This is a genomic window from Vibrio sp. SBT000027 (genome assembly GCF_963894355.1).
Lineage (GTDB): Bacteria > Pseudomonadota > Gammaproteobacteria > Enterobacterales > Vibrionaceae > Vibrio > Vibrio splendidus.
Genome location: NZ_CAWQGD010000004.1, coordinates 3,172,854 through 3,196,455 on the forward strand (window position 1 = coordinate 3,172,854; position 23,602 = coordinate 3,196,455).

At 46.6% G+C, this 23,602-nt stretch carries 23 protein-coding genes; 16 read left to right on the top strand and 7 right to left on the bottom strand.

Annotated elements, in window-relative coordinates:
* Position 1: 1 nt before the first annotated feature.
* The gene (gene hslR, locus AACU28_RS23960; protein ID WP_017090220.1) at positions 2-388 is read right to left on the bottom strand and encodes a ribosome-associated heat shock protein Hsp15; all 387 of its coding nucleotides are present in this window, start codon (positions 386-388) and stop codon (positions 2-4) included.
* Between the two features lie 317 nt (positions 389-705).
* Between hslR and gspC the strand changes: the two genes are divergently transcribed.
* From gspC to AACU28_RS24020, 12 genes are all read left to right on the top strand, one after another.
* Positions 706-1,602: a type II secretion system protein GspC gene (gene gspC / locus AACU28_RS23965; protein WP_102454244.1), complete on the top strand. Its 897-nt coding sequence runs from the start codon at positions 706-708 to the stop codon at positions 1,600-1,602.
* 41 nt (positions 1,603-1,643) lie between these two features.
* Complete coding sequence (gspD, locus tag AACU28_RS23970; protein WP_102487742.1) at positions 1,644-3,668, top strand: type II secretion system secretin GspD; 2,025 nt, start codon at positions 1,644-1,646, stop codon at positions 3,666-3,668.
* Positions 3,668-5,170: a type II secretion system ATPase GspE gene (gene gspE / locus AACU28_RS23975; protein ID WP_004735599.1), complete on the top strand. Its 1,503-nt coding sequence runs from the start codon at positions 3,668-3,670 to the stop codon at positions 5,168-5,170. The genes gspD and gspE overlap by 1 nt, the downstream gene beginning before the upstream one ends.
* Before the next feature lies 1 nt (position 5,171).
* Positions 5,172-6,392 carry a type II secretion system inner membrane protein GspF gene (gene gspF, locus AACU28_RS23980; protein WP_004735600.1) on the top strand — a complete coding sequence of 407 codons (1,221 nt, stop codon included), beginning with the start codon at positions 5,172-5,174 and terminating at the stop codon, positions 6,390-6,392.
* 88 nt (positions 6,393-6,480) lie between these two features.
* A complete protein-coding gene (gene gspG, locus AACU28_RS23985) occupies positions 6,481-6,924 on the top strand; it encodes a type II secretion system major pseudopilin GspG (protein WP_102511559.1) in 444 nt (147 codons plus the stop codon).
* 117 nt (positions 6,925-7,041) lie between these two features.
* Positions 7,042-7,635: a type II secretion system minor pseudopilin GspH gene (gene gspH, locus AACU28_RS23990; RefSeq protein WP_121603670.1), complete on the top strand. Its 594-nt coding sequence runs from the start codon at positions 7,042-7,044 to the stop codon at positions 7,633-7,635.
* Positions 7,622-8,017 (top strand): type II secretion system minor pseudopilin GspI, encoded by a 396-nt coding sequence (gene gspI / locus AACU28_RS23995; RefSeq protein WP_065607315.1) that lies wholly within the window; start codon positions 7,622-7,624, stop codon positions 8,015-8,017. The genes gspH and gspI overlap by 14 nt, the downstream gene beginning before the upstream one ends.
* A complete protein-coding gene (gene gspJ / locus AACU28_RS24000; RefSeq protein ID WP_121603671.1) occupies positions 8,004-8,789 on the top strand; it encodes a type II secretion system minor pseudopilin GspJ in 786 nt (261 codons plus the stop codon). Before gspI ends, gspJ begins: the two co-directional genes overlap by 14 nt.
* Positions 8,773-9,822 carry a type II secretion system minor pseudopilin GspK gene (gene gspK, locus AACU28_RS24005; RefSeq protein ID WP_102572021.1) on the top strand — a complete coding sequence of 350 codons (1,050 nt, stop codon included), beginning with the start codon at positions 8,773-8,775 and terminating at the stop codon, positions 9,820-9,822. Before gspJ ends, gspK begins: the two co-directional genes overlap by 17 nt.
* Entirely contained in the window at positions 9,791-11,020 is a 1,230-nt protein-coding gene (gene gspL, locus AACU28_RS24010; RefSeq protein WP_121603672.1) for a type II secretion system protein GspL, read from the top strand. The genes gspK and gspL overlap by 32 nt, the downstream gene beginning before the upstream one ends.
* Positions 11,021-11,040: 20 nt before the next feature.
* Complete coding sequence (locus AACU28_RS24015) at positions 11,041-11,529, top strand: type II secretion system protein M (RefSeq protein ID WP_017081685.1); 489 nt, start codon at positions 11,041-11,043, stop codon at positions 11,527-11,529.
* A gap of 1 nt (position 11,530) precedes the next feature.
* Positions 11,531-12,310 carry a type II secretion system protein N gene (locus tag AACU28_RS24020; protein ID WP_102568471.1) on the top strand — a complete coding sequence of 260 codons (780 nt, stop codon included), beginning with the start codon at positions 11,531-11,533 and terminating at the stop codon, positions 12,308-12,310.
* A 150-nt stretch (positions 12,311-12,460) separates the two neighbouring features.
* On the opposite strand, the gene cysQ is transcribed toward AACU28_RS24020, so the two are convergent.
* From cysQ to AACU28_RS24040, 4 genes are all read right to left on the bottom strand, one after another.
* The gene (gene cysQ / locus AACU28_RS24025) at positions 12,461-13,288 is read right to left on the bottom strand and encodes a 3'(2'),5'-bisphosphate nucleotidase CysQ (RefSeq protein WP_004735610.1); all 828 of its coding nucleotides are present in this window, start codon (positions 13,286-13,288) and stop codon (positions 12,461-12,463) included.
* 36 nt (positions 13,289-13,324) lie between these two features.
* Positions 13,325-13,876 carry an ADP compounds hydrolase NudE gene (gene nudE, locus AACU28_RS24030; protein ID WP_121603673.1) on the bottom strand — a complete coding sequence of 184 codons (552 nt, stop codon included), beginning with the start codon at positions 13,874-13,876 and terminating at the stop codon, positions 13,325-13,327.
* 389 nt (positions 13,877-14,265) lie between these two features.
* Entirely contained in the window at positions 14,266-14,850 is a 585-nt protein-coding gene (gene nfuA / locus AACU28_RS24035; protein WP_004735612.1) for a Fe-S biogenesis protein NfuA, read from the bottom strand.
* A gap of 109 nt (positions 14,851-14,959) precedes the next feature.
* Positions 14,960-15,673, bottom strand: a complete 714-nt coding sequence (locus AACU28_RS24040) for a ComF family protein (RefSeq protein WP_183091207.1) — start codon at positions 15,671-15,673, stop codon at positions 14,960-14,962.
* Between the two features lie 93 nt (positions 15,674-15,766).
* Here AACU28_RS24040 and bioH point away from each other — a divergent pair, with 93 nt between their 5' ends.
* Entirely contained in the window at positions 15,767-16,543 is a 777-nt protein-coding gene (gene bioH, locus AACU28_RS24045) for a pimeloyl-ACP methyl ester esterase BioH (protein WP_121603674.1), read from the top strand.
* 174 nt (positions 16,544-16,717) lie between these two features.
* A complete protein-coding gene (locus AACU28_RS24050; RefSeq protein WP_004735616.1) occupies positions 16,718-17,191 on the top strand; it encodes a hypothetical protein in 474 nt (157 codons plus the stop codon).
* 154 nt (positions 17,192-17,345) lie between these two features.
* Here the strand turns inward: AACU28_RS24050 and AACU28_RS24055 are convergent, their stop codons facing one another.
* Both AACU28_RS24055 and greB read right to left on the bottom strand, forming a co-directional pair.
* Positions 17,346-19,676: a Tex family protein gene (locus AACU28_RS24055; protein ID WP_121603675.1), complete on the bottom strand. Its 2,331-nt coding sequence runs from the start codon at positions 19,674-19,676 to the stop codon at positions 17,346-17,348.
* Positions 19,677-20,366: 690 nt separating this feature from the next.
* Positions 20,367-20,849: a transcription elongation factor GreB gene (gene greB, locus AACU28_RS24060; RefSeq protein WP_017079316.1), complete on the bottom strand. Its 483-nt coding sequence runs from the start codon at positions 20,847-20,849 to the stop codon at positions 20,367-20,369.
* Positions 20,850-21,027: 178 nt separating this feature from the next.
* Between greB and ompR the strand changes: the two genes are divergently transcribed.
* Positions 21,028-21,747 (top strand): osmolarity response regulator transcription factor OmpR, encoded by a 720-nt coding sequence (gene ompR / locus AACU28_RS24065; RefSeq protein WP_004735642.1) that lies wholly within the window; start codon positions 21,028-21,030, stop codon positions 21,745-21,747.
* A gap of 316 nt (positions 21,748-22,063) precedes the next feature.
* Positions 22,064-23,359 (top strand): two-component system sensor histidine kinase EnvZ, encoded by a 1,296-nt coding sequence (gene envZ, locus AACU28_RS24070; protein WP_017080818.1) that lies wholly within the window; start codon positions 22,064-22,066, stop codon positions 23,357-23,359.
* Positions 23,360-23,602: the final 243 nt, after the last annotated feature.

The following is a 23,602-nucleotide window of genomic DNA, read 5'->3' on the forward strand; positions in this document are numbered from 1 at the left end:
CTTATTGAGTCTTGAACTTGATGATGTCACGACGTTGCTTTTTATCTGGGCGACGTTCTGGTGCTGGGCTATGAGCATTTAGCTTGCGTTGTTGTGCAAACTCTTCTCTTTTTGCCAAGCTTTCGGTAGTTTCTTCATAGAGGGTTTGAGCGACTGGTGCCCCGCCACGGTGTGCGGATATTTTCTCTATGGTGACCGTCTTTTCTTCATTCCCTTGGCGCAGGGTAACCACTGCCCCAAGTTCTACGATTTTGCTGGGTTTGCTGCGCTGACCATTATAGTGGACTTTGCCACCATCGACCATGTTGCGAGCAATTGAACGAGTTTTATAAAAGCGTGCTGCCCACAGCCATTTATCGAGTCTGACAGCTTCATTAGTCGTTTTCATATAGGACAGTGCCTTTTCAGTTAGAAATGAATGCGGTTTAACTGTTATTCACAGTATGCAACTTATTTTATTTGATGACGCTTATCACATTTAGTAGAAGCTTATGTGGAGGCGATTGGCTTTTTTTTCAAGGAAGATTACAAAATAGCTCAGGTAATGCCGATTTATAGATTTGCTATGATATAGTTCAGGATCTTATGCTTTTAATAAGCTGGAACAGAATGTATGAACAAAAAAGCTGATAGTTTAGTAGGTTACAGCTTTATTCGTTATAGAAAGGGTTAGGGAACGTGAACTTTTTAGAGCTCAAACTTCGCATGGATAACTCTCCGGTGCTGAGCCGATTTTTAGAGAATGGATTTTTACTCCAGCAGAAACTGAGCCTTGTTCTTTGTTGTGTGTTGATCGCAGCTTCCGCATGGATTTTAGGACAGCTTGCATGGTTTATTGAACCTGCTGAGCAAACCGTCGTGCCATGGGCAGCAACGGCTTCCTCGTCTTCTGCTCCTCAATCGACTCTTGATATCTCTTCTTTACAGCAGAGCAATATGTTTGGTGCTTATAACCCAACCACGCCTGCTGTGGTTGAGCAGCAAGTTATCCAAGATGCGCCAAAGACGCGACTGAACCTCGTTTTAGTGGGTGCAGTAGCCAGTTCTAATCCAAAACTGAGCTTGGCTGTGATTGCCAATCGCGGCACACAAGCGACCTACGGAATTAACGAAGAGATTGAAGGCACTAGAGCTAAGCTCAAGGCCGTATTAGTCGATCGTGTGATCATCGATAACTCTGGGCGAGACGAAACCCTGATGCTTGAAGGTATTGAGTACAAGCGTTTGTCTGTATCAGCACCTGCGCCACCTCGTACCTCTTCTTCTGTGCGTGGCAACAACCCAGCTTCTGCAGAAGAGAAGCTAGATGAAATTAAAGCGAAGATAATGAAAGATCCTCAACAAATCTTCCAATATGTTCGACTGTCTCAGGTGAAACGCGACGATAAAGTGATTGGTTATCGTGTGAGCCCTGGCAAAGATTCAGAACTTTTTAACTCTGTTGGGCTCCAAAACGGAGATATTGCCACTCAGTTAAATGGACAAGACCTGACAGACCCTGCTGCTATGGGCAACATATTCCGTTCTATCTCAGAGCTGACAGAGCTAAACCTCGTCGTCGAGAGAGATGGTCAACAACATGAAGTGTTTATTGAATTTTAAAACTTTGCGTCTAACGAAGGACGAAAGTGTAGGAGAAGTACGTGAAGCATTGGTTTAAGAAAAGTGCATGGTTATTGGCAGGAAGCTTAATCTGCACACCCGCAGCCATCGCGAGTGATTTTAGTGCCAGCTTTAAAGGCACTGATATTCAAGAGTTTATTAATATTGTTGGTCGTAACCTAGAGAAGACGATCATCGTTGACCCTTCGGTGCGCGGAAAAATCGATGTACGCAGCTACGACGTACTCAATGAAGAGCAATATTACAGCTTCTTCCTAAACGTATTGGAAGTGTATGGCTACGCGGTTGTCGAAATGGACTCAGGTGTTCTTAAGATCATCAAGGCCAAGGATTCGAAAACATCGGCAATTCCAGTCGTTGGAGACAGTGACACGATCAAAGGCGACAATGTGGTGACACGTGTTGTGACGGTTCGTAATGTCTCGGTGCGTGAACTTTCTCCTCTGCTTCGTCAACTAAACGACAATGCAGGCGCGGGTAACGTTGTGCACTACGACCCAGCCAACATCATCCTTATTACAGGCCGAGCGGCGGTAGTAAACCGTTTAGCTGAAATCATCAAGCGTGTTGACCAAGCGGGTGATAAAGAGATTGAAGTCGTTGAGCTAAAGAATGCTTCTGCGGCAGAAATGGTACGTATCGTTGATGCGTTAAGCAAAACCACTGATGCGAAAAACACACCTGCATTTCTACAACCTAAATTAGTTGCCGATGAACGTACCAATGCGATTCTTATCTCAGGCGACCCTAAAGTACGTAGCCGTTTAAGAAGGCTGATTGAACAGCTTGATGTTGAAATGGCAACCAAGGGCAATAACCAAGTTATTTACCTTAAATATGCAAAAGCAGAAGATCTAGTTGATGTGCTGAAAGGCGTGTCGGACAACCTACAATCAGAGAAGCAGACATCAACCAAAGGAAGTTCATCGCAGCGTAACCAAGTGATGATCTCAGCTCACAGTGACACCAACTCTTTAGTGATTACCGCACAGCCGGACATCATGAATGCGCTTCAAGATGTGATCGCACAGCTGGATATTCGTCGTGCTCAAGTATTGATTGAAGCACTGATTGTCGAAATGGCCGAAGGTGACGGCGTTAACCTTGGTGTGCAGTGGGGTAACCTTGAAACGGGTGCCATGATTCAGTACAGCAACACTGGCGCTTCCATTGGTGGTGTGATGGTTGGCCTAGAAGAAGCGAAAGACAGTGAAACGACGACCGCAGTTTACGATGAAAATGGCAAATTTGTTCGAAATGAAACCACGACGGAAGAAGGTGACTATTCAACGTTAGCCTCTGCACTTTCTGGCGTGAACGGCGCAGCAATGAGCGTCGTTATGGGTGACTGGACTGCCTTGATCAGTGCAGTAGCGACCGATTCAAATTCAAATATCCTATCTTCTCCAAGTATCACCGTGATGGATAACGGCGAAGCGTCGTTCATTGTGGGCGAAGAGGTGCCTGTTTTAACTGGCTCGACCGCAGGTTCAAGTAACGACAACCCATTCCAAACAGTTGAACGTAAAGAAGTGGGTATCAAGCTAAAAGTGGTGCCGCAAATCAATGAAGGTGATTCGGTTCAACTGCAAATAGAACAAGAAGTATCGAACGTATTAGGTGCAAACGGCGCGGTTGATGTTCGTTTTGCTAAGCGTCAGTTAAATACGTCAGTGATTGTTCAAGACGGTCAAATGCTGGTGTTGGGTGGTTTGATTGACGAGCGAGCACTGGAAAGTGAATCTAAGGTGCCGTTCTTGGGTGATATCCCTGTTCTAGGACACTTGTTCAAATCAACCAGTACTCAGGTTGAGAAAAAGAACCTAATGGTCTTCATCAAACCAACCATTATTCGTGATGGTATGACAGCCGATGGTATCACTCAGCGTAAATACAACTTCATCCGTGCTGAGCAGTTGTACAAGGCTGAGCAAGGACTGAAGTTAATGGCAGACGATAACATCCCGGTATTGCCTAAATTTGGTGCCGACATGAATCACCCGGCTGAAATTCAAGCCTTCATCGATCAAATGGAACAAGAATAATGGCTGAATTGGTAGGGGCGGCACGTACTTATCAGCGCTTGCCGTTTAGCTTTGCGAATCGCTACAAGATGGTGTTGGAATACCAACATCCAGAGCGCGCACCGATACTTTATTATGTTGAGCCACTGAAATCGGCGGCGATCATTGAAGTGAGTCGTGTTGTGAAAAATGGTTTCACGCCACAAGCGATTACTCTCGATGAGTTTGATAAAAAACTGACCGATGCTTATCAGCGTGACTCGTCAGAAGCTCGTCAGCTCATGGAAGACATTGGTGCTGATAGTGATGACTTCTTCTCACTAGCGGAAGAACTGCCTCAAGACGAAGACTTACTTGAATCAGAAGATGATGCACCAATCATCAAGTTAATCAATGCGATGCTGGGTGAGGCGATCAAAGAGGGTGCTTCGGATATACACATCGAAACCTTTGAAAAGTCACTTTGTATCCGTTTCCGAGTTGATGGTGTGCTGCGTGATGTTCTAGCGCCAAGCCGTAAACTGGCTCCGCTATTGGTTTCACGTGTCAAGGTTATGGCTAAACTGGATATTGCAGAAAAACGCGTGCCACAAGATGGCCGTATCTCTCTGCGTATCGGTGGCCGAGCGGTTGATGTTCGTGTTTCAACCATGCCTTCTTCGCACGGTGAGCGTGTGGTAATGCGTCTGTTGGACAAAAACGCCACTCGTCTAGACTTGCACAGTTTAGGTATGACAGCAGAAAACCATGAAAACTTCCGTAAGCTGATTCAGCGCCCACACGGCATTATCTTGGTGACCGGCCCGACAGGTTCAGGTAAATCGACGACCTTGTACGCAGGCCTGCAAGAACTCAACAGCAATGAACGAAACATTTTAACCGTTGAAGACCCGATCGAATTCGATATCGATGGCATTGGTCAAACACAAGTGAACCCTAAGGTTGATATGACCTTTGCGCGTGGTTTACGTGCCATTCTTCGTCAAGATCCTGATGTGGTTATGATTGGTGAGATCCGTGACTTGGAAACCGCAGAGATCGCTGTCCAGGCCTCTTTGACAGGTCACCTAGTTATGTCGACTCTGCATACCAATACTGCCGTCGGTGCGATTACACGTCTCCGTGATATGGGCATTGAACCTTTCTTGATCTCTTCTTCACTGCTGGGTGTTTTGGCTCAGCGCTTGGTTCGTACTTTATGTAACGAATGTAAAGAACCTTATGAAGCCGATAAAGAGCAGAAGAAACTGTTTGGGTTGAAGAAGAAAGAAAGCCTGACGCTTTACCATGCCAAAGGTTGTGAAGAGTGTGGCCATAAGGGTTATCGAGGTCGTACTGGTATTCATGAGCTGCTGATGATTGATGACTCAGTACAAGAGCTGATTCACAGTGAAGCGGGTGAGCAGGCGATTGATAAAGCAATTCGTGGCACAACACCAAGTATTCGAGATGATGGCTTGAGCAAAGTTCTGAAAGGGGTAACTTCCCTAGAAGAAGTGATGCGCGTGACCAAGGAAGTCTAGTATGGCGGCATTTGAATACAAAGCACTGGATGCCAAAGGCAAAAGTAAAAAAGGCTCAATTGAAGCAGATAATGCTCGTCAGGCTCGCCAAAGAATCAAAGAGCTTGGCTTGATGCCGGTTGAGATGACCGAGGCTAAAGCAAAAACAGCAAAAGGTGCTCAGCCATCGACCAGCTTTAAACGCGGCATCAGTACGCCTGATCTTGCGCTTATTACTCGTCAAATATCCACGCTCGTTCAATCTGGTATGCCGTTGGAAGAGTGCTTGAAAGCCGTTGCCGAACAGTCTGAAAAACCTCGTATTCGCACCATGCTACTCGCGGTGAGATCTAAGGTGACTGAAGGTTATTCGTTAGCAGACAGCTTGTCTGATTATCCCCATATCTTCGATGAGCTATTCAGAGCCATGGTTGCTGCTGGGGAAAAGTCAGGGCACCTCGATGCGGTATTAGAACGATTGGCTGATTACGCAGAAAACCGTCAGAAGATGCGTTCTAAGTTGTTGCAAGCGATGATCTACCCCATCGTGCTGGTGGTGTTTGCGGTGACGATTGTGTCGTTCCTACTGGCAACGGTAGTGCCTAAGATCGTTGAACCTATTATCCAAATGGGACAAGAGCTTCCTCAGTCGACACAATTTTTATTAGCATCGAGTGAATTTATCCAGAATTGGGGCATCCAATTACTGGTGTTGACCATTGGTGTGATTGTGTTGGTTAAGACTGCGCTGAAAAAGCCGGGCGTTCGTATGAGTTGGGATCGCAAACTATTGAGTATCCCGCTGATCGGCAAGATAGCGAAAGGGATCAATACCTCTCGTTTTGCACGAACACTCTCTATCTGTACCTCTAGTGCGATTCCTATCCTTGAAGGGATGAAAGTCGCGGTTGATGTTATGTCGAATCACCATGTGAAACAGCAAGTATTACAGGCATCAGACAGCGTTAGAGAAGGTGCGAGCCTGCGTAAAGCGTTGGATCAAACCAAGCTCTTCCCACCGATGATGCTGCATATGATCGCCAGTGGTGAGCAGAGTGGCCAATTGGAACAGATGCTGACAAGAGCGGCAGATAACCAGGATCAAAGCTTTGAATCGACGGTTAATATCGCGCTAGGCATTTTTACCCCAGCGCTTATTGCGTTGATGGCTGGCTTAGTGCTGTTTATCGTGATGGCGACGCTGATGCCAATGCTTGAAATGAACAATTTAATGAGTGGTTAACCTGCTGCTCATCAGACGTTAGTTTTTGGATTATCGAGAAGAAGGACATCATTCCCCTTAACTCGCTATCTGTAATTTGGAGAAAATAATGAAAAACAGAATGAAAAAACAATCAGGCTTTACCCTATTAGAAGTCATGGTTGTTGTCGTTATCCTTGGTGTTCTAGCAAGTTTTGTTGTACCTAACCTGTTGGGCAACAAAGAGAAGGCTGACCAACAAAAAGCCATCACTGATATCGTGGCGCTAGAGAACGCGCTCGACATGTACAAACTGGATAACAGCGTTTACCCAACAACGGATCAAGGCCTTGACGGGTTGGTGACAAAGCCAAGCAGCCCAGAGCCTCGTAACTACCGAGACGGCGGTTACATCAAGCGTCTACCTAACGACCCATGGGGCAATGAGTACCAATACCTAAGTCCTGGTGATAACGGCACAATTGATATCTTTACTCTTGGCGCAGATGGTCAAGAAGGTGGTGAAGGTATTGCTGCGGATATTGGCAACTGGAACATGCAGGACTTCCAATAAGCTTCGGCTTGTTGTCGGTTGATACGTTCCTGTTGTTTGATTCGTTATTGTTGCTTGATACGTCATTGTCGCTTGATACGTTATTGATGGTAGTACGCAAAAAATGGAGTCTACAAGGTGAAAACTAAGCAAACACAGCCAGGTTTCACCTTGATTGAGATTCTTTTGGTGTTGGTATTACTGTCAGTATCGGCGGTCGCGGTGATCTCGACCATCCCTACCAATAGCAAAGATGTCGCCAAAAAATACGCTCAAAGCTTTTATCAGCGAATTCAGCTACTCAATGAAGAGGCTATTTTGAGTGGCTTAGATTTTGGTGTTCGTGTTGATGAAAAAAAATCGACTTACGTTCTGATGACTTTGAAGTCTGATGGCTGGCAAGAAACGGAGTTCGAAAAAATCCCTTCTTCAACTGAATTACCGGAAGAACTGGCACTATCGCTGACATTAGGTGGTGGCGCGTGGGAAGACGATGATCGTCTTTTTAATCCGGGAAGCTTATTTGATGAAGACATGTTTGCGGATCTGGAAGAGGAAAAGAAGCCCAAGCCACCACAGATCTACATCTTGTCGAGTGCTGAAATGACGCCATTTGTACTGTCGTTTTACCCAAATACCGGTGACACAATACAAGATAGTTGGCGCATTCGAGTATTGGATAATGGTGTGATTCGATTACTCGAGCCGGGAGAAGAAGATGAAGAAGAATAACCGTTCTCCTTATCGTTCTCGCGGTATGCCTCTTGGTTCTCGAGGAATGACTCTGCTTGAAGTATTGGTTGCGCTGGCTATCTTCGCTACGGCGGCGATCAGTGTGATTCGTGCTGTCACCCAGCACATCAATACGCTCAGTTATCTCGAAGAAAAAACCTTCGCGGCGATGGTCGTTGATAATCAAATGGCCTTAGTGATGCTGCATCCTGAGAAGCTTAAAAAAGCGCAGGGCACGCAAGAGTTAGCGGGAAGAGAATGGTTCTGGAAGGTGACTCCCATCGATACCAGCGATAATTTATTAAAGGCGTTTGATGTGAGTGCGGCAACCAGTAAGAAAGCGTCTCCAGTCGTTACGGTGCGCAGTTATGTGGTCAATTAAGAGCATGTGGTCAATTAAGAACAGCTCGCTAACTAAGAGCGTGTCGCTAAGTAAGAGCATGTCGGAAAATAAGCGTACGCCGCGTAAACAAGGTCTATCTTCCAAAGGGAGAGGCTTTACCCTAATTGAAGTTTTGGTCTCGATCGCTATCTTTGCCACGTTAAGCATGGCGGCTTATCAGGTGGTTAATCAGGTGCAGCGAAGCAACGAGATCTCTATTGAGCGCAGTGCTCGTTTGAACCAACTGCAACGCAGTTTAGTCATTTTAGATAATGATTTTCGCCAGATGGCGGTGCGAAAATTTCGTACCAACGGTGAAGAAGCATCATCTAAGCTGATCTTAATGAAAGAGTATTTATTGGATTCTGACAGTGTAGGCATCATGTTTACTCGCCTAGGTTGGCACAACCCACAACAGCAGTTTCCTCGCGGTGAAGTCACGAAGGTTGGCTACCGCATTAAAGAAGAAACACTTGAGCGTGTATGGTGGCGTTATCCCGATACCCCTGCAGGCCAAGAAGGTGTGATTACCCCTCTGCTTGATGATGTTGAAAGCTTGGAATTCGAGTTTTATGACGGAAGCCGCTGGGGGAAAGAGTGGCAAACCGATAAATCACTGCCGAAAGCAGTGAGGCTTAAGCTGACACTAAAAGACTATGGTGAGATAGAGCGTGTTTATCTCACTCCCGGTGGCACTCTAGATCAGGCCGATGATTCTTCAAACAGTGACTCTTCAGGTAGTAATGAGGGGAATAATGACTCATCGAACTAACAAGCGTGCAGCGAGCATACCTGTTCTAGGGCGCAAGCAGCGTGGTGTCGCGCTGATCATTATTTTGATGCTATTGGCGATCATGGCAACCATTGCTGGCAGCATGTCCGAGCGTTTGTTTACGCAATTCAAGCGTGTTGGTAACCAACTGAATTACCAACAGGCTTACTGGTACAGCATTGGTGTAGAAGCGTTGGTGCAAGACGGTATTAGGCAAAGTTACAAAGACAGTGATACCGTGAACCTAAGCCAACCATGGGCGTTAGAAGAGCAGGTATACCCATTGGATTATGGCCAAGTTAAAGGCCGCATTGTTGATGCTCAGGCATGTTTTAATCTTAATGCCTTAGCCGGAGTGGCGACCACTTCAAGTAACCAGACTCCTTATTTAATCACGGTTTGGCAAACCTTATTGGAAAACCAAGACGTTGAGCCTTATCAGGCTGAGGTTATCGCAAATTCAACGTGGGAATTTGTTGATGCGGATACACGAACCACCTCTTCGTCTGGCGTAGAAGACAGCACGTATGAAGCGATGAAGCCCTCTTATTTGGCGGCGAATGGCTTAATGGCCGATGAATCGGAGCTACGAGCGGTTTATCAGGTCACTGGTGAAGTGATGAATAAGGTTCGCCCATTTGTTTGCGCTCTGCCAACCGATGATTTCCGCTTGAATGTGAATACTCTCACGGAAAAGCAAGCGCCGTTATTGGAAGCGATGTTTGCGCCCGGCTTAAGTGAATCGGATGCCAAACAGCTGATAGACAAACGCCCATTTGATGGCTGGGATACGGTGGATGCTTTCATGGCTGAACCTGCCATTGTTGGTGTGAGTGCCGAAGTCAGTAAAAAAGCGAAAGCATATTTAACTGTAGATAGCGCCTATTTTGAGCTAGATGCAGAGGTATTAGTTGAGCAGTCACGTGTACGTATACGGACGCTTTTCTATAGTAGTAATCGAGAAACAGTGACGGTAGTACGCCGTCGTTTTGGAGGAATCAGTGAGCGAGTTTCTGACCGTTCGACTGAGTAGCGAACCACAGAGCCCTGTGCAGTGGTTAGTTTGGTCGACAAGCCAACAAGAAGTGATAGCAAGCGGTGAACTGTCTAGCTGGGAACAGCTTGACGAGTTAACGCCTTACGCTGAAAAGCGCAGCTGCATCGCTTTATTGCCGGGAAGTGAATGCTTAATTAAGCGTGTTGAGATCCCGAAAGGTGCTGCTCGCCAGTTTGATTCTATGCTGCCGTTCTTATTAGAAGACGAAGTCGCACAAGATATCGAAGACTTACACCTGACTATTTTAGATAAAGATGCCACTCACGCTACCGTGTGTGGTGTGGATCGTGAATGGTTAAAACAAGCTTTAGACCTGTTTCGCGAAGCCAATATAATCTTCCGCAAGGTGCTACCAGATACACTAGCCGTGCCTTTGGAAGATCAAGGCATCAGTGCATTACAGATCGACCAACATTGGTTATTACGTCAAGGTAACTATCAAGCCGTATCAATCAGCGAAGCATGGTTACCGATGTTTTTGCAAAGTGATTGGGTTGCTGCTGGTGAGGAAGAGCAAGCGACGACTATCTTCAGCTATACCGCGATGCCGAGCGACGACGTTCAACAGCAAAGCGGTCTCGAGTGGCAAGCAAAGCCTGCGGAATTGGTGATGTCTTTATTGAGTCAGCAAGCGCTCGCAAGCGGCGTAAATTTACTGACTGGCACCTTTAAAACCAAATCTTCATTCAGTAAATATTGGCGTGTTTGGCAGAACGTGGCGATTGCTGCTTGTTTGCTGGTGGCCGTGATTGTGACTCAGCAAGTGTTGAAGGTTCAGCAATACGAAGCGCAAGCACAAGCCTACCGCATGGAGAGTGAGCGTATCTTTAGAGCTGTGCTGCCAGGTAAACAACGAATTCCGACAATAAGCTACCTCAAGCGTCAGATGAACGACGAAGCCAAGAAATACGGTGGTTCAGGCGAAGGTGATTCCTTACTTGGTTGGTTAGCTTTGCTGCCTGAAACCTTAGGGCAAGTAAAGACGATCGAAGTTGAAAGCATTCGCTACGATGGCAACCGCTCTGAGGTTCGACTGCAGGCGAAAAGTTCTGACTTCCAACACTTTGAGACCGCAAGGGTGAAGCTCGAAGAGAAGTTTGTCGTTGAGCAAGGGCCATTGAACCGTAATGGCGATGCCGTATTTGGCAGTTTTACTCTTAAACCCCATCAATAACCTGCGTAAGGAGATCAGTGATGAGAAATATGATTGAACCACTCCAAGCGTGGTGGACTTCAATAAGTCAGCGGGAACAACGATTAGTCATTGGTTGTTCTATTTTATTGATACTGGGCGTTGTCTATTGGGGATTAATACAACCACTTAGCCAACGAGCCGAGCTTGCACAAAGCCGCATTCAAAGTGAGAAGCAACTTCTTGCTTGGGTAACCGACAAAGCCAATCAAGTGGTTGAACTACGAGGCAGCGGCGGCATCAGTGCCAGTCAGCCTTTGAACCAATCTGTGCCTGCTTCTATGCGCCGTTTTAACATCGAGCTGATACGCGTGCAACCACGCGGTGAGATGCTGCAAGTTTGGATTAAGCCTGTGCCATTTAATAAGTTCGTTGACTGGCTGACATACCTGAAAGAAAAGCAGGGTGTTGAGGTTGAGTTTATGGATATTGATCGCTCTGATAGCCCTGGGGTTATTGAGATCAACCGACTACAGTTTAAACGAGGTTAATGTGAAACGCGGTTTATCTTTCAAATATGGCCTGTTATTCAGCGTCATTTTTATCGTCTTCTTCTCGGTCAGCTTGTTGCTGCATTTGCCTGCCGCTTTTGCTCTCAAGCATGCACCCGTTGTGCGTGGTTTAAGCATTGAAGGCGTTGAGGGCACAGTTTGGCAAGGTCGCGCTAACAATATTGCGTGGCAGCGTGTCAATTACGGCTCAGTGCAGTGGGACTTCCAGTTCTCTAAACTATTCCAAGCCAAAGCAGAACTTGCGGTTCGCTTTGGCCGCAACAGCGACATGAACTTATCAGGTAAAGGACGTGTCGGATATAGCATGAGTGGTGCTTACGCGGAAAACTTAGTGGCATCAATGCCAGCCAGCAACGTGATGAAATATGCGCCAGCTATCCCAGTGCCTGTGTCTATTGCAGGACAAGTTGAACTGACGATCAAACATGCGGTTCATGCTCAGCCTTGGTGCCAATCGGGCGAAGGTACGCTTGCTTGGTCTGGTGCAGCGGTCGACTCTCCTGTTGGCTCGTTAGACCTTGGCCCTGTGATTGCGGATATTACCTGTGAAGACAACACAATTGCAGCCAAAGGCGCTCAGAAGAGCGAGCAAGTGGACAGTGAGTTCTCGGCGAGCGTAACGCCGAATCAAAGCTACACCTCGGCGGCATGGTTTAAGCCGGGCGCTGAATTCCCGCCTGCGATGCAGAGTCAGCTTAAGTGGTTGGGCAATCCTGATAGCCAAGGTAAATACCAGTTTACTTATCAAGGTCGTTTTTAGCCCGGTATCTACTTCAGAGCTAGTATCTGTTGGTTAGTAAATTAGGCGATCAAATCGCGAACTATAAAAAACGGGCACCTCACTGAGGTGCCCGTTTTGTTTGTTCTGAGAATCTAGAGGGTATCTGACGGTTAAAGGGAGCGAACTCGCCTAGTCTTTGCCTTGTAAGATCTCTGCCCACGGCAAATCTGCATCACCAAGAACAATGAAGTTCGGGTTCTCAAGCGTCTCTCTTTCATTGTACGAGAGTGGCTCTAATTGAGTACTCAGGATTCGGCCTCCGGCTTCTTCAACAATGCACTGGGTTGCCGCGGTATCCCACTCTCCGGTTGGTCCAATACGTAGATAACAATCGACAGCGCCTTCGGCAACCAAGCATGCCTTCAGCGCAGCAGAGCCTAAAGGAACCAAATCATAGTTCCAAGCAGAGCTCATACGGTTAGTGATGCGATTGATGTCTTGGCGACGGCTGATTGCCATCGCGATCGATTGGTTTGGCAGCTCGTGACGATGCGTTTTGATTTTTACACTGTCATTTAGGTCTGGGATCTTCCAAGCGCCTTTGCCACTGTAAGCGTAATAGCTCACACCTGAAACAGGCGCGTACACGACGCCCATTACTGGCTTGTTATGCTCAATTAGGGCGATGATTGTTGCAAAGTCGCCACTTCGTGCGATGAACTCTTGCGTGCCATCGAGCGGGTCAACTAACCAGTAGCGATCCCATTGAGATCGTTGCTCTAGGCTGATGTCGGCGTCTTCTTCGGATAATACGGGAATATCAGGCGTCAATTCACTGAGTTTTTTTAATATCAGCTTATGTGCTGCAAGATCGGCACTGGTTACTGGAGTGTCATCACTCTTAGTGAACTCTTCGTAATCCTTTTTCTCGTAAATCTCTAAGATGAGTTGGCCTGCAGAGCGAGCAATCTCAATGATAGAGGGTAGGAGGTGAGACAAATCTTTTGTTATTGGCATAAATATTCTCTTACTCTTCGAGCGAGCCTGAATGTTCTAATTATTGTTTAATACACGAAGGGCTAATAGTAGGGCTGTAATACTGCGAGCCTCACAGAAGTCGAGATGCGTTAACAGTTCTTCGGCTTGAGCAAGTGGCCAGCGCACAATGTCGAGTGGCTCTGGTTCGTCACCTTCTAGTTTCTCTGGATAGAGTTTTTCTGCGATAAACAGCGTCATTTTGCTAGAGAAATAAGAGGGTGCAAGGATCACTTCTTTTAGGGGAGTAAGCTTGTTGGCACCAAAGCCAATCTCTTCTTTTAATTCACGAACGGCGGCTTGATTAGGCTGCTCACCTGGATCAATTAGCCCTTTTGGGAAGCCGAGTTCATAGCGCTCTGTGCCTGCTGCGTATTCACGCACCAACAGAATATCGCCTTGTTCAGTAATCGGAACCATCATTACTGCGTTGCGGCCGCTGGGCTTCATGCGTTCGTAGGTACGCTCTACACCGTTTGAAAAGCGTAAATCGAGAGACTCGATAGAGAATAGTTTTGATTGAGCGACAGTTTGTTGACCCAAAATTTCTGGCTTGGTCCTTTTTGTCATTGCGCTCGCTCCTTAGCTCATTGGAATTCTTTCTTATAAAGTCATTCTAATATAGGGGAAATAGAGTTGAGTTCCTAGATCCGAGCTTTCATATCCTAGAATTATTGGATCAGGAACCGATTGCGATCACTTGAATACCTTACTCCAAATGGTAACGCGCCCGTCATTATGGGCATTGAACGAGAAATAGACGGTTCGAAAGTGCTTTGCTGTTTTAAACACAAAAAAAGGTTGATGCTTGCGCATCAACCTTTCGATTGAATCTTTAACTTTCTACCGGCTAAGACTGCATGAGTGCTTAGTCGTAGGAGCACTTAGTTGTAAGGTACTTGGTCGTGAAGTAGCTAACCATGAGGTACCTAGTCGTAAAGTGCTGAGTCGTAAAATGATTAGTAGTAAGAGTGCTCACCGCGATCGTGCTCAGTTGCATCACGAACGGCCGTCAATTCACCTTCGAATTGTTGAAGAAGTTCTTTCTCGATGCCTTCTTTAAGCGTTACGTCAACCATAGAACAACCGTTACAACCGCCGCCGAATGCAACGATAGCTGCACCTTCTTCAGTGATCTCTACTAGGCTAACGTGACCGCCGTGGCCAGCAAGCTGTGGGTTCACTTGTGTTTGGATTGCATACTCAACACGCTCTATCAGAGTAGCGTCATCTGATACTTTACGCATTTTAGCGTTTGGCGCTTTTAGTGTGAGTTGAGAGCCCATTTTGTCAGTTACGAAGTCAATCTCAGCTTCGTCTAGGAATGGTAGGCTTAGCTCATCAACGTATGCCGAGAAAGCGTCGAAAGAAAGCTTAGTGTCAGACGCTTCGATAGCATCTGTTGGGCAGTAAGAAACACCACACTCAGCGTTTTGTGTGCCTGGGTTTACCACGAACACACGAATGTTTGTACCTTCAGGCTGCTGTGACAGCAGATTGGCAAAGTGAGTTTGAGCTGTTTCTGTAATAGTAATATTTGACACGACGAATACCTGAGTAAATTTGTAGGTTATTAGCGCCATTCTACTCCTGTCAGATTTGTAATTCAGCCCTTTTTTGTTGGATTGCTGTACAAGTAGCGATTCACAGCTTTTATCCAGAGGGCTCAGGAGTGCGGCAGATGCAGTAAATATCAATCCTTTTCACGTCTACTTCAAGTAGTAATTGGCATAATTGATACACAGTACTGCCGGTGGTTACAACATCATCAATTATCGCGACGTGAGAAGGGACAGTTCCTTGAAAGTCTTGTTTTCGAAGCGTAAAAGCACTCTTTAGATTGTGTAAGCGTGCGGATTTAGTTAGCCCTTGCTGAGAAGCGGTTGAGCGAATTCGACGGAACAGCACCTCATCTTTAACGCCAAGTTCTTGAGCTGTGTAATTAGCGAGCAGCTGACTTTGATTAAAGCCACGATGAATATATCGACGCCAATGCAGAGGTACGCTGGTGATCAGCGGAGCAGGGTGCTCGATACGTGAAGCTAATAACTTTGACAGATCGCGTGCAAACCAAAACTTATCGGCGTACTTCATTTGTTGAATGTAACGTGCTGTTGGAAAGGTGTAATCCCCAACGCAATAGAGACGATGCCAAGGTGGAGGTTGAGATAAGCACTGTCCGCACTGCTCTACTGTGAGCAGTGTTTTTAAACCACACCGCTGGCAGCGCGGCACTGGTTCGAAGATATTAAGACAAGAATCACACCATCGAGGGTGAGCATCACTGTGCGACTTATCTAGCTTGCACAGATGGCATTGAGGTGTGACCAGACGTGGTGTGTGTTTTTGTAGCCAATCAGATAACATAGCTCGTGATGCTTTTGGGTTATGGTGTTCCTTTTACTCACCATACTGAAAAGCACAGATAATCGCCGATGAAAAAAGTAGGGAATAGTGAGAATGAGTGACGCGTTGTATTGGCATGTTTCTGGGCAAGGGCCTGATTTAGTTCTGGTTCACGGTTGGGGTATGAATGGTGCGGTATGGCAGCAAACGGTTACTGCTTTAGAAGCTGACTTCCGAGTGCATGTTGTTGACCTTCCTGGGTATGGACACAGCGTGCATTGCCACGCTCAAGATCTTGAAGAGATTGCTCAGCAACTATTGGTCGACGCGCCCAAGCAAGCGATTTGGGTGGGTTGGTCACTCGGTGGTTTGGTCGCGACGCACATGGCTCTCCATCATTCCGATTACGTGAGCAAACTGGTGACTGTCGCTAGCTCCCCTAAATTCGCAGCCGCAAAAGAACCCGTATTATGGCGAGGCATTCAGCCAAACGTATTAAGCGCATTCACCGAACAGTTGGTTGAAGATTTTCAAACCACCATCGAACGTTTTATGGCATTGCAAGCCATGGGTAGCCCTTCAGCAAGGCAAGATGTAAAACAACTCAAGCAAGCGGTGCTGTCTCGCCCGTTGCCGAACCCTGACTCATTATTGGCTGGCTTAAAGATGCTGTCTGATGTCGATCTGCGTGAACAACTGCCGCAGATCTCTGTGCCTATGCTGCGTTTATACGGTCGATTAGATGGGCTTGTGCCAATCAAGGTTGCAAAAGATTTGGACAAAGCCTTACCTCATACCGAGCAATACATCTTTACGCAGTCTTCACATGCGCCATTTATGACTGAAGCGGATGCCTTTTGCAGTGAACTGGTTAGCTTCGCCCAAAAATAATCGCTAAATTTATCGCTGGCTTGGTCGATATATAATCTAACCAACGTGTTGCTTGATACTCAGACCTAACTCTCTCCTGAGCTGATTGCGGTAAGTTGGGCTATGCCTGTTGTGCTGACTCACAGTGCAACAGCGTTATAGCAATAACGATGGGCGATTCTTGAGGAGTTCGCGATGATTGTGTCACCTGCAACTGCAGTGAGTGTGCCACTGATCGCCCCATCCGTTAATGTGCAAACAGAGCAAGTTGCGCGTGATAATAGAGTTCGAGAACCTGTCGCTCCCGCCGTAGCATTGGCGAAAACCAATGCAGAGCGCAAGGTAAAACCGGACGATAAGCGAAGGCAGCAGTCGGCTTGGGATCCTTCAGACCATCCAGGTTATGAAATGGAGAACGAGTCAGAGGCCAATTCGATTAGCCAAGAAGAGCCACAAGATCCTTTTGATAGGTTGTTCAGCTTATTGGCACTGAGAACATACAGTGCTGATCAAGGAAAGGGCTATACCATGCGTTTCCGCCTGCCAAAGCATGTTTTAGATGCGGCGATTCAAGAGGGACAGATGGAGAAGCGACGGAAGGTCATAAAATATCATTATGGTCATGCTGTTGCGCCTCATGCTCCATCAGGAATGCTGGTTGTTTTGTAGCATGATCGTGTTGTGTTTAGAACACGCAGAATACAGCTAAGCTTCGATGTCTTTTTTGAACACATAATAAAAAATCCTGCATACCCTAAGGGATGCAGGTTTTCTGTTTTTACAGGCTATTTATTTCACGACACGCAGTCGTTTCATTGACCTATTATTTCTTCGCTTTAGCAAAGGCAGCGGCAAAAGCACCACCCATCGCCGCGTTTTGTTGCGGCTCCTCACGGCGGCGTTGTCCACCTTGAGAATTTTGATTCGGGCGATTTTGCGTGCGAGGTGCACTTGAACGTTGGGTGCGGTTGTCTTGGCCGGGTTCATCTTTCATACGCATGCTTAGTGCAATACGTTTACGTTGAACATCCACTTCCATCACCTTCACTTTGACGATTTCCCCCGTTTTCACGACTTCATGAGGATCAGACACAAAACGATCGGTTAGCGCTGATATATGCACTAAACCGTCTTGGTGAACGCCAATGTCAACGAAGGCGCCAAAGTTAGCTACGTTTGAAACCACACCTTCTAAGATCATGCCGGGTTCTAAGTCAGACATGCTATTTACGCCATCGGCGAAGGTTGCTGTCTTGAATTCAGGACGAGGATCTCGACCCGGTTTATCCAGCTCTTTGATGATGTCGGTTACCGTAGGTACACCGAAGTTCTCATTGGTGTAATCAACCGCATGTAAACCACGTAAGAAGTCTGTATTACCCACCAGAGACTTGATGTCTTTCTGGTTTTTCTCGGCGATGGCTTTCACCAATGGGTAAGCTTCTGGGTGAACCGAAGATGCGTCTAGTGGATTCTTACCATCCATGATTCTTAGGAAACCCGCACACTGTTCAAACGCTTTTGGCCCTAAACGAGCGACTTTTTTGAGTGTTGTACGCGCTTCGAAGCGACCGTTTTCATCACGGAAGTCCACGATGTTCTGGGCGATGGTGTTAGAAAGGCCAGCAACACGAGTTAACAGTGCGGCAGAGGCCGTATTCACATCAACACCAACCGCGTTTACACAGTCTTCGACAATCGCATCTAGGCGCTTAGCGAGCATAGTTTGGCTCACGTCGTGTTGGTATTGGCCCACACCGATCGATTTAGGGTCAATCTTCACTAGCTCTGCCAGTGGATCTTGCAGACGACGAGCAATAGACACCGCACCACGAATCGATACATCCATGTTCGGGAATTCTTTCGCCGCTAACTCAGACGCGGAATAAACCGATGCGCCCGCTTCGCTGACAATAATCTTTTGTGCTGTTAGGTTGCCGCGTTTAATCACATCAGCAACAAAGCTGTCTGTTTCGCGTGAAGCCGTACCGTTACCAATCGCAATCAAATCAACATTGTATTGGCGAACCATCTGCTCAACCACGTGTGCAGATTTGTCGTATTGCTTCTGTGGTGGGTGAGGGTAAATGGTCTCTGTTGCCAGAACCTTACCGGTTGAATCTACAACGGCGATTTTTGAACCGGTACGTAAACCTGGGTCCAAGCCTAAGGTTGCTCGAGGGCCAGCAGGCGCCGCCATCAACAAGTCTTTAAGGTTGGTTGCGAACACTTCAATCGCTTCGATTTCACCGCGTTCTTTCATCGCGCCCATTAGCTCAGTTTCCATGTGCATAGAAACCTTGATACGCCACGCCCAGCTAATCACTTGCTTACGCCATGCATCTGCAGGTGCGCTGCTCAGGGTAATACCGTAGTGATCAGAGATGATGTTCTCGCAGTAAGAACCACGTACACCTTCTTCTTGCTCAGGGTCAGCATTCATTGCAAGCGTTAGGAAGCCTTCATTTCGGCCTCGCAACATCGCAAGCGCACGGTGTGAAGGTACTTTATTGAGTGTTTCGTTGTGTTCGAAGTAATCTTTGAATTTCTCGCCGGCTTGCTCTTTGCCTGCCACGACACGTGAAACGAGCTCAGAGTTGCGTGTTAGATGTTGGCGAATCTTTTCAAGTAGGTTTGCGTCTTCAGCAATGCGCTCCATGATGATCGCTCGTGCACCATCCAGTGCCGCTTTGGTATCAGCAATGCCTTTATCGCTGCTGATGAAGTTAGCGGCTTCGGTTTCAGGATCGTGTTGTGGTTCATTCCAAAGTGTATCGGCAAGTGGCTCTAAGCCTGCTTCAATCGCGATTTGACCTTTGGTGCGGCGCTTTGGTTTGTATGGCAGATATAAATCTTCTAGGCGCGTCTTGCTGTCGGCTTGAGTGATATCACGCTCTAATTCTGGCGTGAGCTTGCCTTGGTCTTGAATCGACTTAAGAATCGTTTGGCGGCGATCGTCAAGTTCGCGAAGGTATGAAAGGCGACTATCAAGGTTACGCAGTTGGGTATCGTCTAAGCCACCCGTGACTTCTTTACGGTAGCGGGCAATAAAGGGAACGGTGTTACCGTCGTCAATTAGGTTGACTGCGGCGGTGACTTGCTCTGAACGAACATTCAGTTCTTCAGCAATCAGTCGACAGATAGCTTGGCTCATCCGATGAATCTCTTATTTAATATCATGACAAATACATGGGGGTGAGCGTACGCTTTTTCTAGCTTTGGCTATGTAATTATCGTGTCAGAAGTCGAATTTCCGTTTGTGATATCCGCTTTGTGCGAGATCTCTCACACGTGATGTAAGCCTAAGTCGCCTTAAACCTGTCAATATGTCTTGATTTGACTGTAAGTTGTTGATTTTTAATGGTGTGATGTTTTGGGGCGTATTTCTCTCTCGAAATGTTTTTTGGGACTATCTAGGAAACTCGCCTAAATACCGTAATATTTAACTTGTCGACAGGGAGTTGGCAGGAACAGGAAAAAGCCTAATGGACTAGGTATCTTCAGGATGAAGATTTGATTACTTAGGATGAGTGGTCAGCAAGGAAGTAATAATCTCTGGATGAGATTCGCCAGTCAGGATGACAGGCTAGAATGGACACCGCTAGGATGGCGATGAACAAAAAGGAAATTGGTTAAAGGATTTAGCCACTATCAAGGACAGATGCAGGGAGCACCTTATCTCGAAGAGATAAACAGTAGCCGGATTGCTGCGATAGAGACTTAACCCCGCCAGGCGCAAGCCTAGCGGGGTTTTCTTTTATCTGGAGTTTGGGTTTGTCTGCTCGACCTATGATGGCCGGTTAATCACGCTAAGCCATAAGCCATAAGCCATAAGCCATAAGCTTTATGCGTCGTCTGCGTAGCGAATCGAGTTAATGAACCACTCTTTATCGCCCTCCGGTGTGGTTACCGTAAACTCATCATCCACTTCCTTCTTCAGCAGAGCTCTAGCCATTGGCGAGTCGATAGAGATATAACCTTTCGCATCACCGTAGATCTCTTCAGGGCCGACAATACGAAACTTCTTCATTTCCCCATCATCATTCTCAATCTCGACCCAAGCACCGAAAAATACTTTACCTTCTTGTTGCGGTGAGTAGTCCACGATCGTGACATCAGGTAGGAACTTGCGTAGGAAACGCACTCGGCGATCAATCTGACGAAGCAAACGCTTGTTGAACGTGTAGTCTGCGTTTTCTGAACGATCTCCAAGGCTTGCTGCCCAAGTGACTATCTTAGTGATTTCTGGACGCTTCTCGTGCCATAAGTGGTCATGTTCTGCTTTGAGCTTGTTATAACCTTCTCGGGTGATCAGTTTGGTTTTCATAAATCTGACTTAATGAAATGATGTTCTAAGATAGAATATATAGAAAGGCAACATACGTTAACAATTATTTAGGCGACTTTTTCTCCAATAATGTTACATTTTTAATGTCTTATACCAATATACAATTTACCAAGAATGCTTAACCTTAGGTTTGAGCTTTAATAGGTGGAACCATTACATGCAAGAAAACTACAAAATTTTAGTGGTCGATGACGATGCTCGTCTACGTGCATTACTAGAACGCTATCTGTCAGAGCAAGGCTTTCAAGTGCGTAGCGTGGCAAACAGTGAGCAGATGGACCGCCTGTTAACCCGTGAAAATTTTCACTTGATGGTATTGGATTTAATGTTGCCGGGCGAAGATGGTCTATCGATCTGTCGTCGTCTACGAAACGCAAACAACTCGCTGCCTATCCTTATGTTGACGGCAAAGGGTGATGAAGTGGATCGCATTGTGGGCTTGGAAGTAGGTGCTGATGATTACCTGCCAAAACCATTTAACCCGCGTGAACTGCTTGCTCGTATCAAAGCGGTAATGCGCCGCCAAGTGATTGAAGCTCCGGGAGCGCCGAGCACAGAAGAATCTGTGGTTGCCTTTGGTGAGTTCCGCTTGAACTTAGGTACACGTGAAATGTTCCGTGGTGAAGAGCCAATGCCTCTGACCTCGGGTGAATTTGCGGTACTTAAGTCACTGGTCACTAACGCTCGTGAGCCAATGTCTCGCGATAAGCTGATGAACATGGCACGTGGCCGTGAGTATTCAGCGATGGAACGTTCTATTGATGTTCAGATTTCACGTCTGCGTCGTCTAGTTGAAGAAGATCCAAGTAAACCTCGATACATCCAAACGGTGTGGGGCTTGGGTTATGTATTCGTTCCAGATGGCAAAGCTGTGTAATCCAGCTTTATAAGCTCTATAGCTGCTTTACCGATTCTGTGAATCTTACGGGTCATCTCATTAATATGTGATGGCCCGTTTTGTATTCAGCACAATGAGAGATACCAATAGTAGTAAATAACTGCTCATCCTAGCTTGTTAAAACGCTCGATAACTTCGTTAGAAATTTTGATTGTAGAATAACTACTTATCAAAAATTGCTGCCTTGTTCTCAAGCCTTTTTCCGGTGCTATTTATGATCATTTACTTACTGTGATTGGTATTACAGCTATAGTTCCCACTATATCCCTTTATCATCCCTCACTTTAGGTCTTCTATGCGCATACGTAGCTCCTTTACTCAGTCGATAGTGCTCTTTTTAACCTTGTTGGTTGCTAGCCAAATCTTTTCTTATTACGCGGTGTTTAACTATGCATTGATGCCGAGTTTGCAGCAGTTTAATAAGATTCTGGCTCACGAGCTAAACCTCGTATTGGATCAAGGCAGTGATATCGAGATTGATGCGCCACTGCGTCAACGTGTGCTTGAGCAACTCGGAGTGACGGTTCACGCCAAGGACAGCGAAGCTGCGGGTGAGTATTACCATGCAGTAGCAATCGATCTGATGAGTGAGGAGATGACCAAAGAGTTAGGCTCTGAAACCGAAGTACGGCTGATTCTAGGCAAAGAGAGCTACGTGTTGTGGATGGACATCGCGCAGCTGCCTAACTCCTTGATTCGTATTCCTCTGTCTGAGCTGCAAGAAGAAGACTTTGCGCCTCTGTTCCGTAACAGCCTGATCATGGCGATGTTGATTGTCGCGGGTGGCTGGCTGTTCATTCGCTTGCAAAACCGGCCTTTGATAGCGCTAGAGAAAGCCGCCCAAGGTGTGGGGCGTGGTGATATTCCACCACCATTGCCAGTACAAGGTGCGCAAGAGATCCGCTCGGTAACTCGAGCCTTTAATCAGATGTCGAAAGGTATCCAAGAACTCGAAGAAGACCGCGCTTTGTTGATGGCAGGTATCAGTCATGATTTACGTACTCCGTTAACGCGTATTCGCTTAGCGACCGAGATGATGTCGCCAGAAGACAGCTATTTAGCGGAAGGGATCATCAGTGATACCGAAGAGTGTAATGAGATCATCAGCCAGTTTATGGATTACCTAAAGCCCGTTGATCGAGATTCATTCCAAGAGGTATTTGTCGATGATATTGCCCGAGAAGTTTCTAGCTCAGAAGGTGGCTACGAGGTACAAATTGAAACCGATATTCCAGAATCGATGAAGCCTGCGCTAGGTAACCCGATCGCGATGAAGCGTGCCGTGAGTAACTTGGTGGTGAATGCGCTGCGCTATGGCAATGGTTGGGTTAAGGTATCGACTGGCATGACGGCCGATAATAAACTGGCTTGGGTGACCGTTGAAGATAATGGCCCTGGGATCCCGCAAGACCAAGTCGGCAAGTTGTTTGAACCGTTCACGCGTGGTGATACCGCTCGTGGCAGTGAAGGTACCGGTTTAGGCTTGGCGATTGTGAAACGTATTGTCAGCCAACACCAAGGTGCGGTAGTGGTTAATAACCGCAGTGAAGGTGGCTTAAAAGCGCAGATCAGTTTCCCTGTGAAGCCTTAAATATCATCAGTTTGTATTATGGCGACGGGGTCGGTTCGGAAAGGTGTTAAGAGATCCCCGACTCGGTCATTCTTCCCTCTCGGGGATGACGAATTGCTAACCATGGACTTTGATGATGAAAGTTTACTTTGACCGTCATTCCCTATCGTGAGGAACGAGCGAATAGGGAATCTCGCTCTTGTTTGATGAAAGTAACGCACACTAAAAAGGCTTCCTTGAGGAAGCCTTTTTACGTTTGAATGC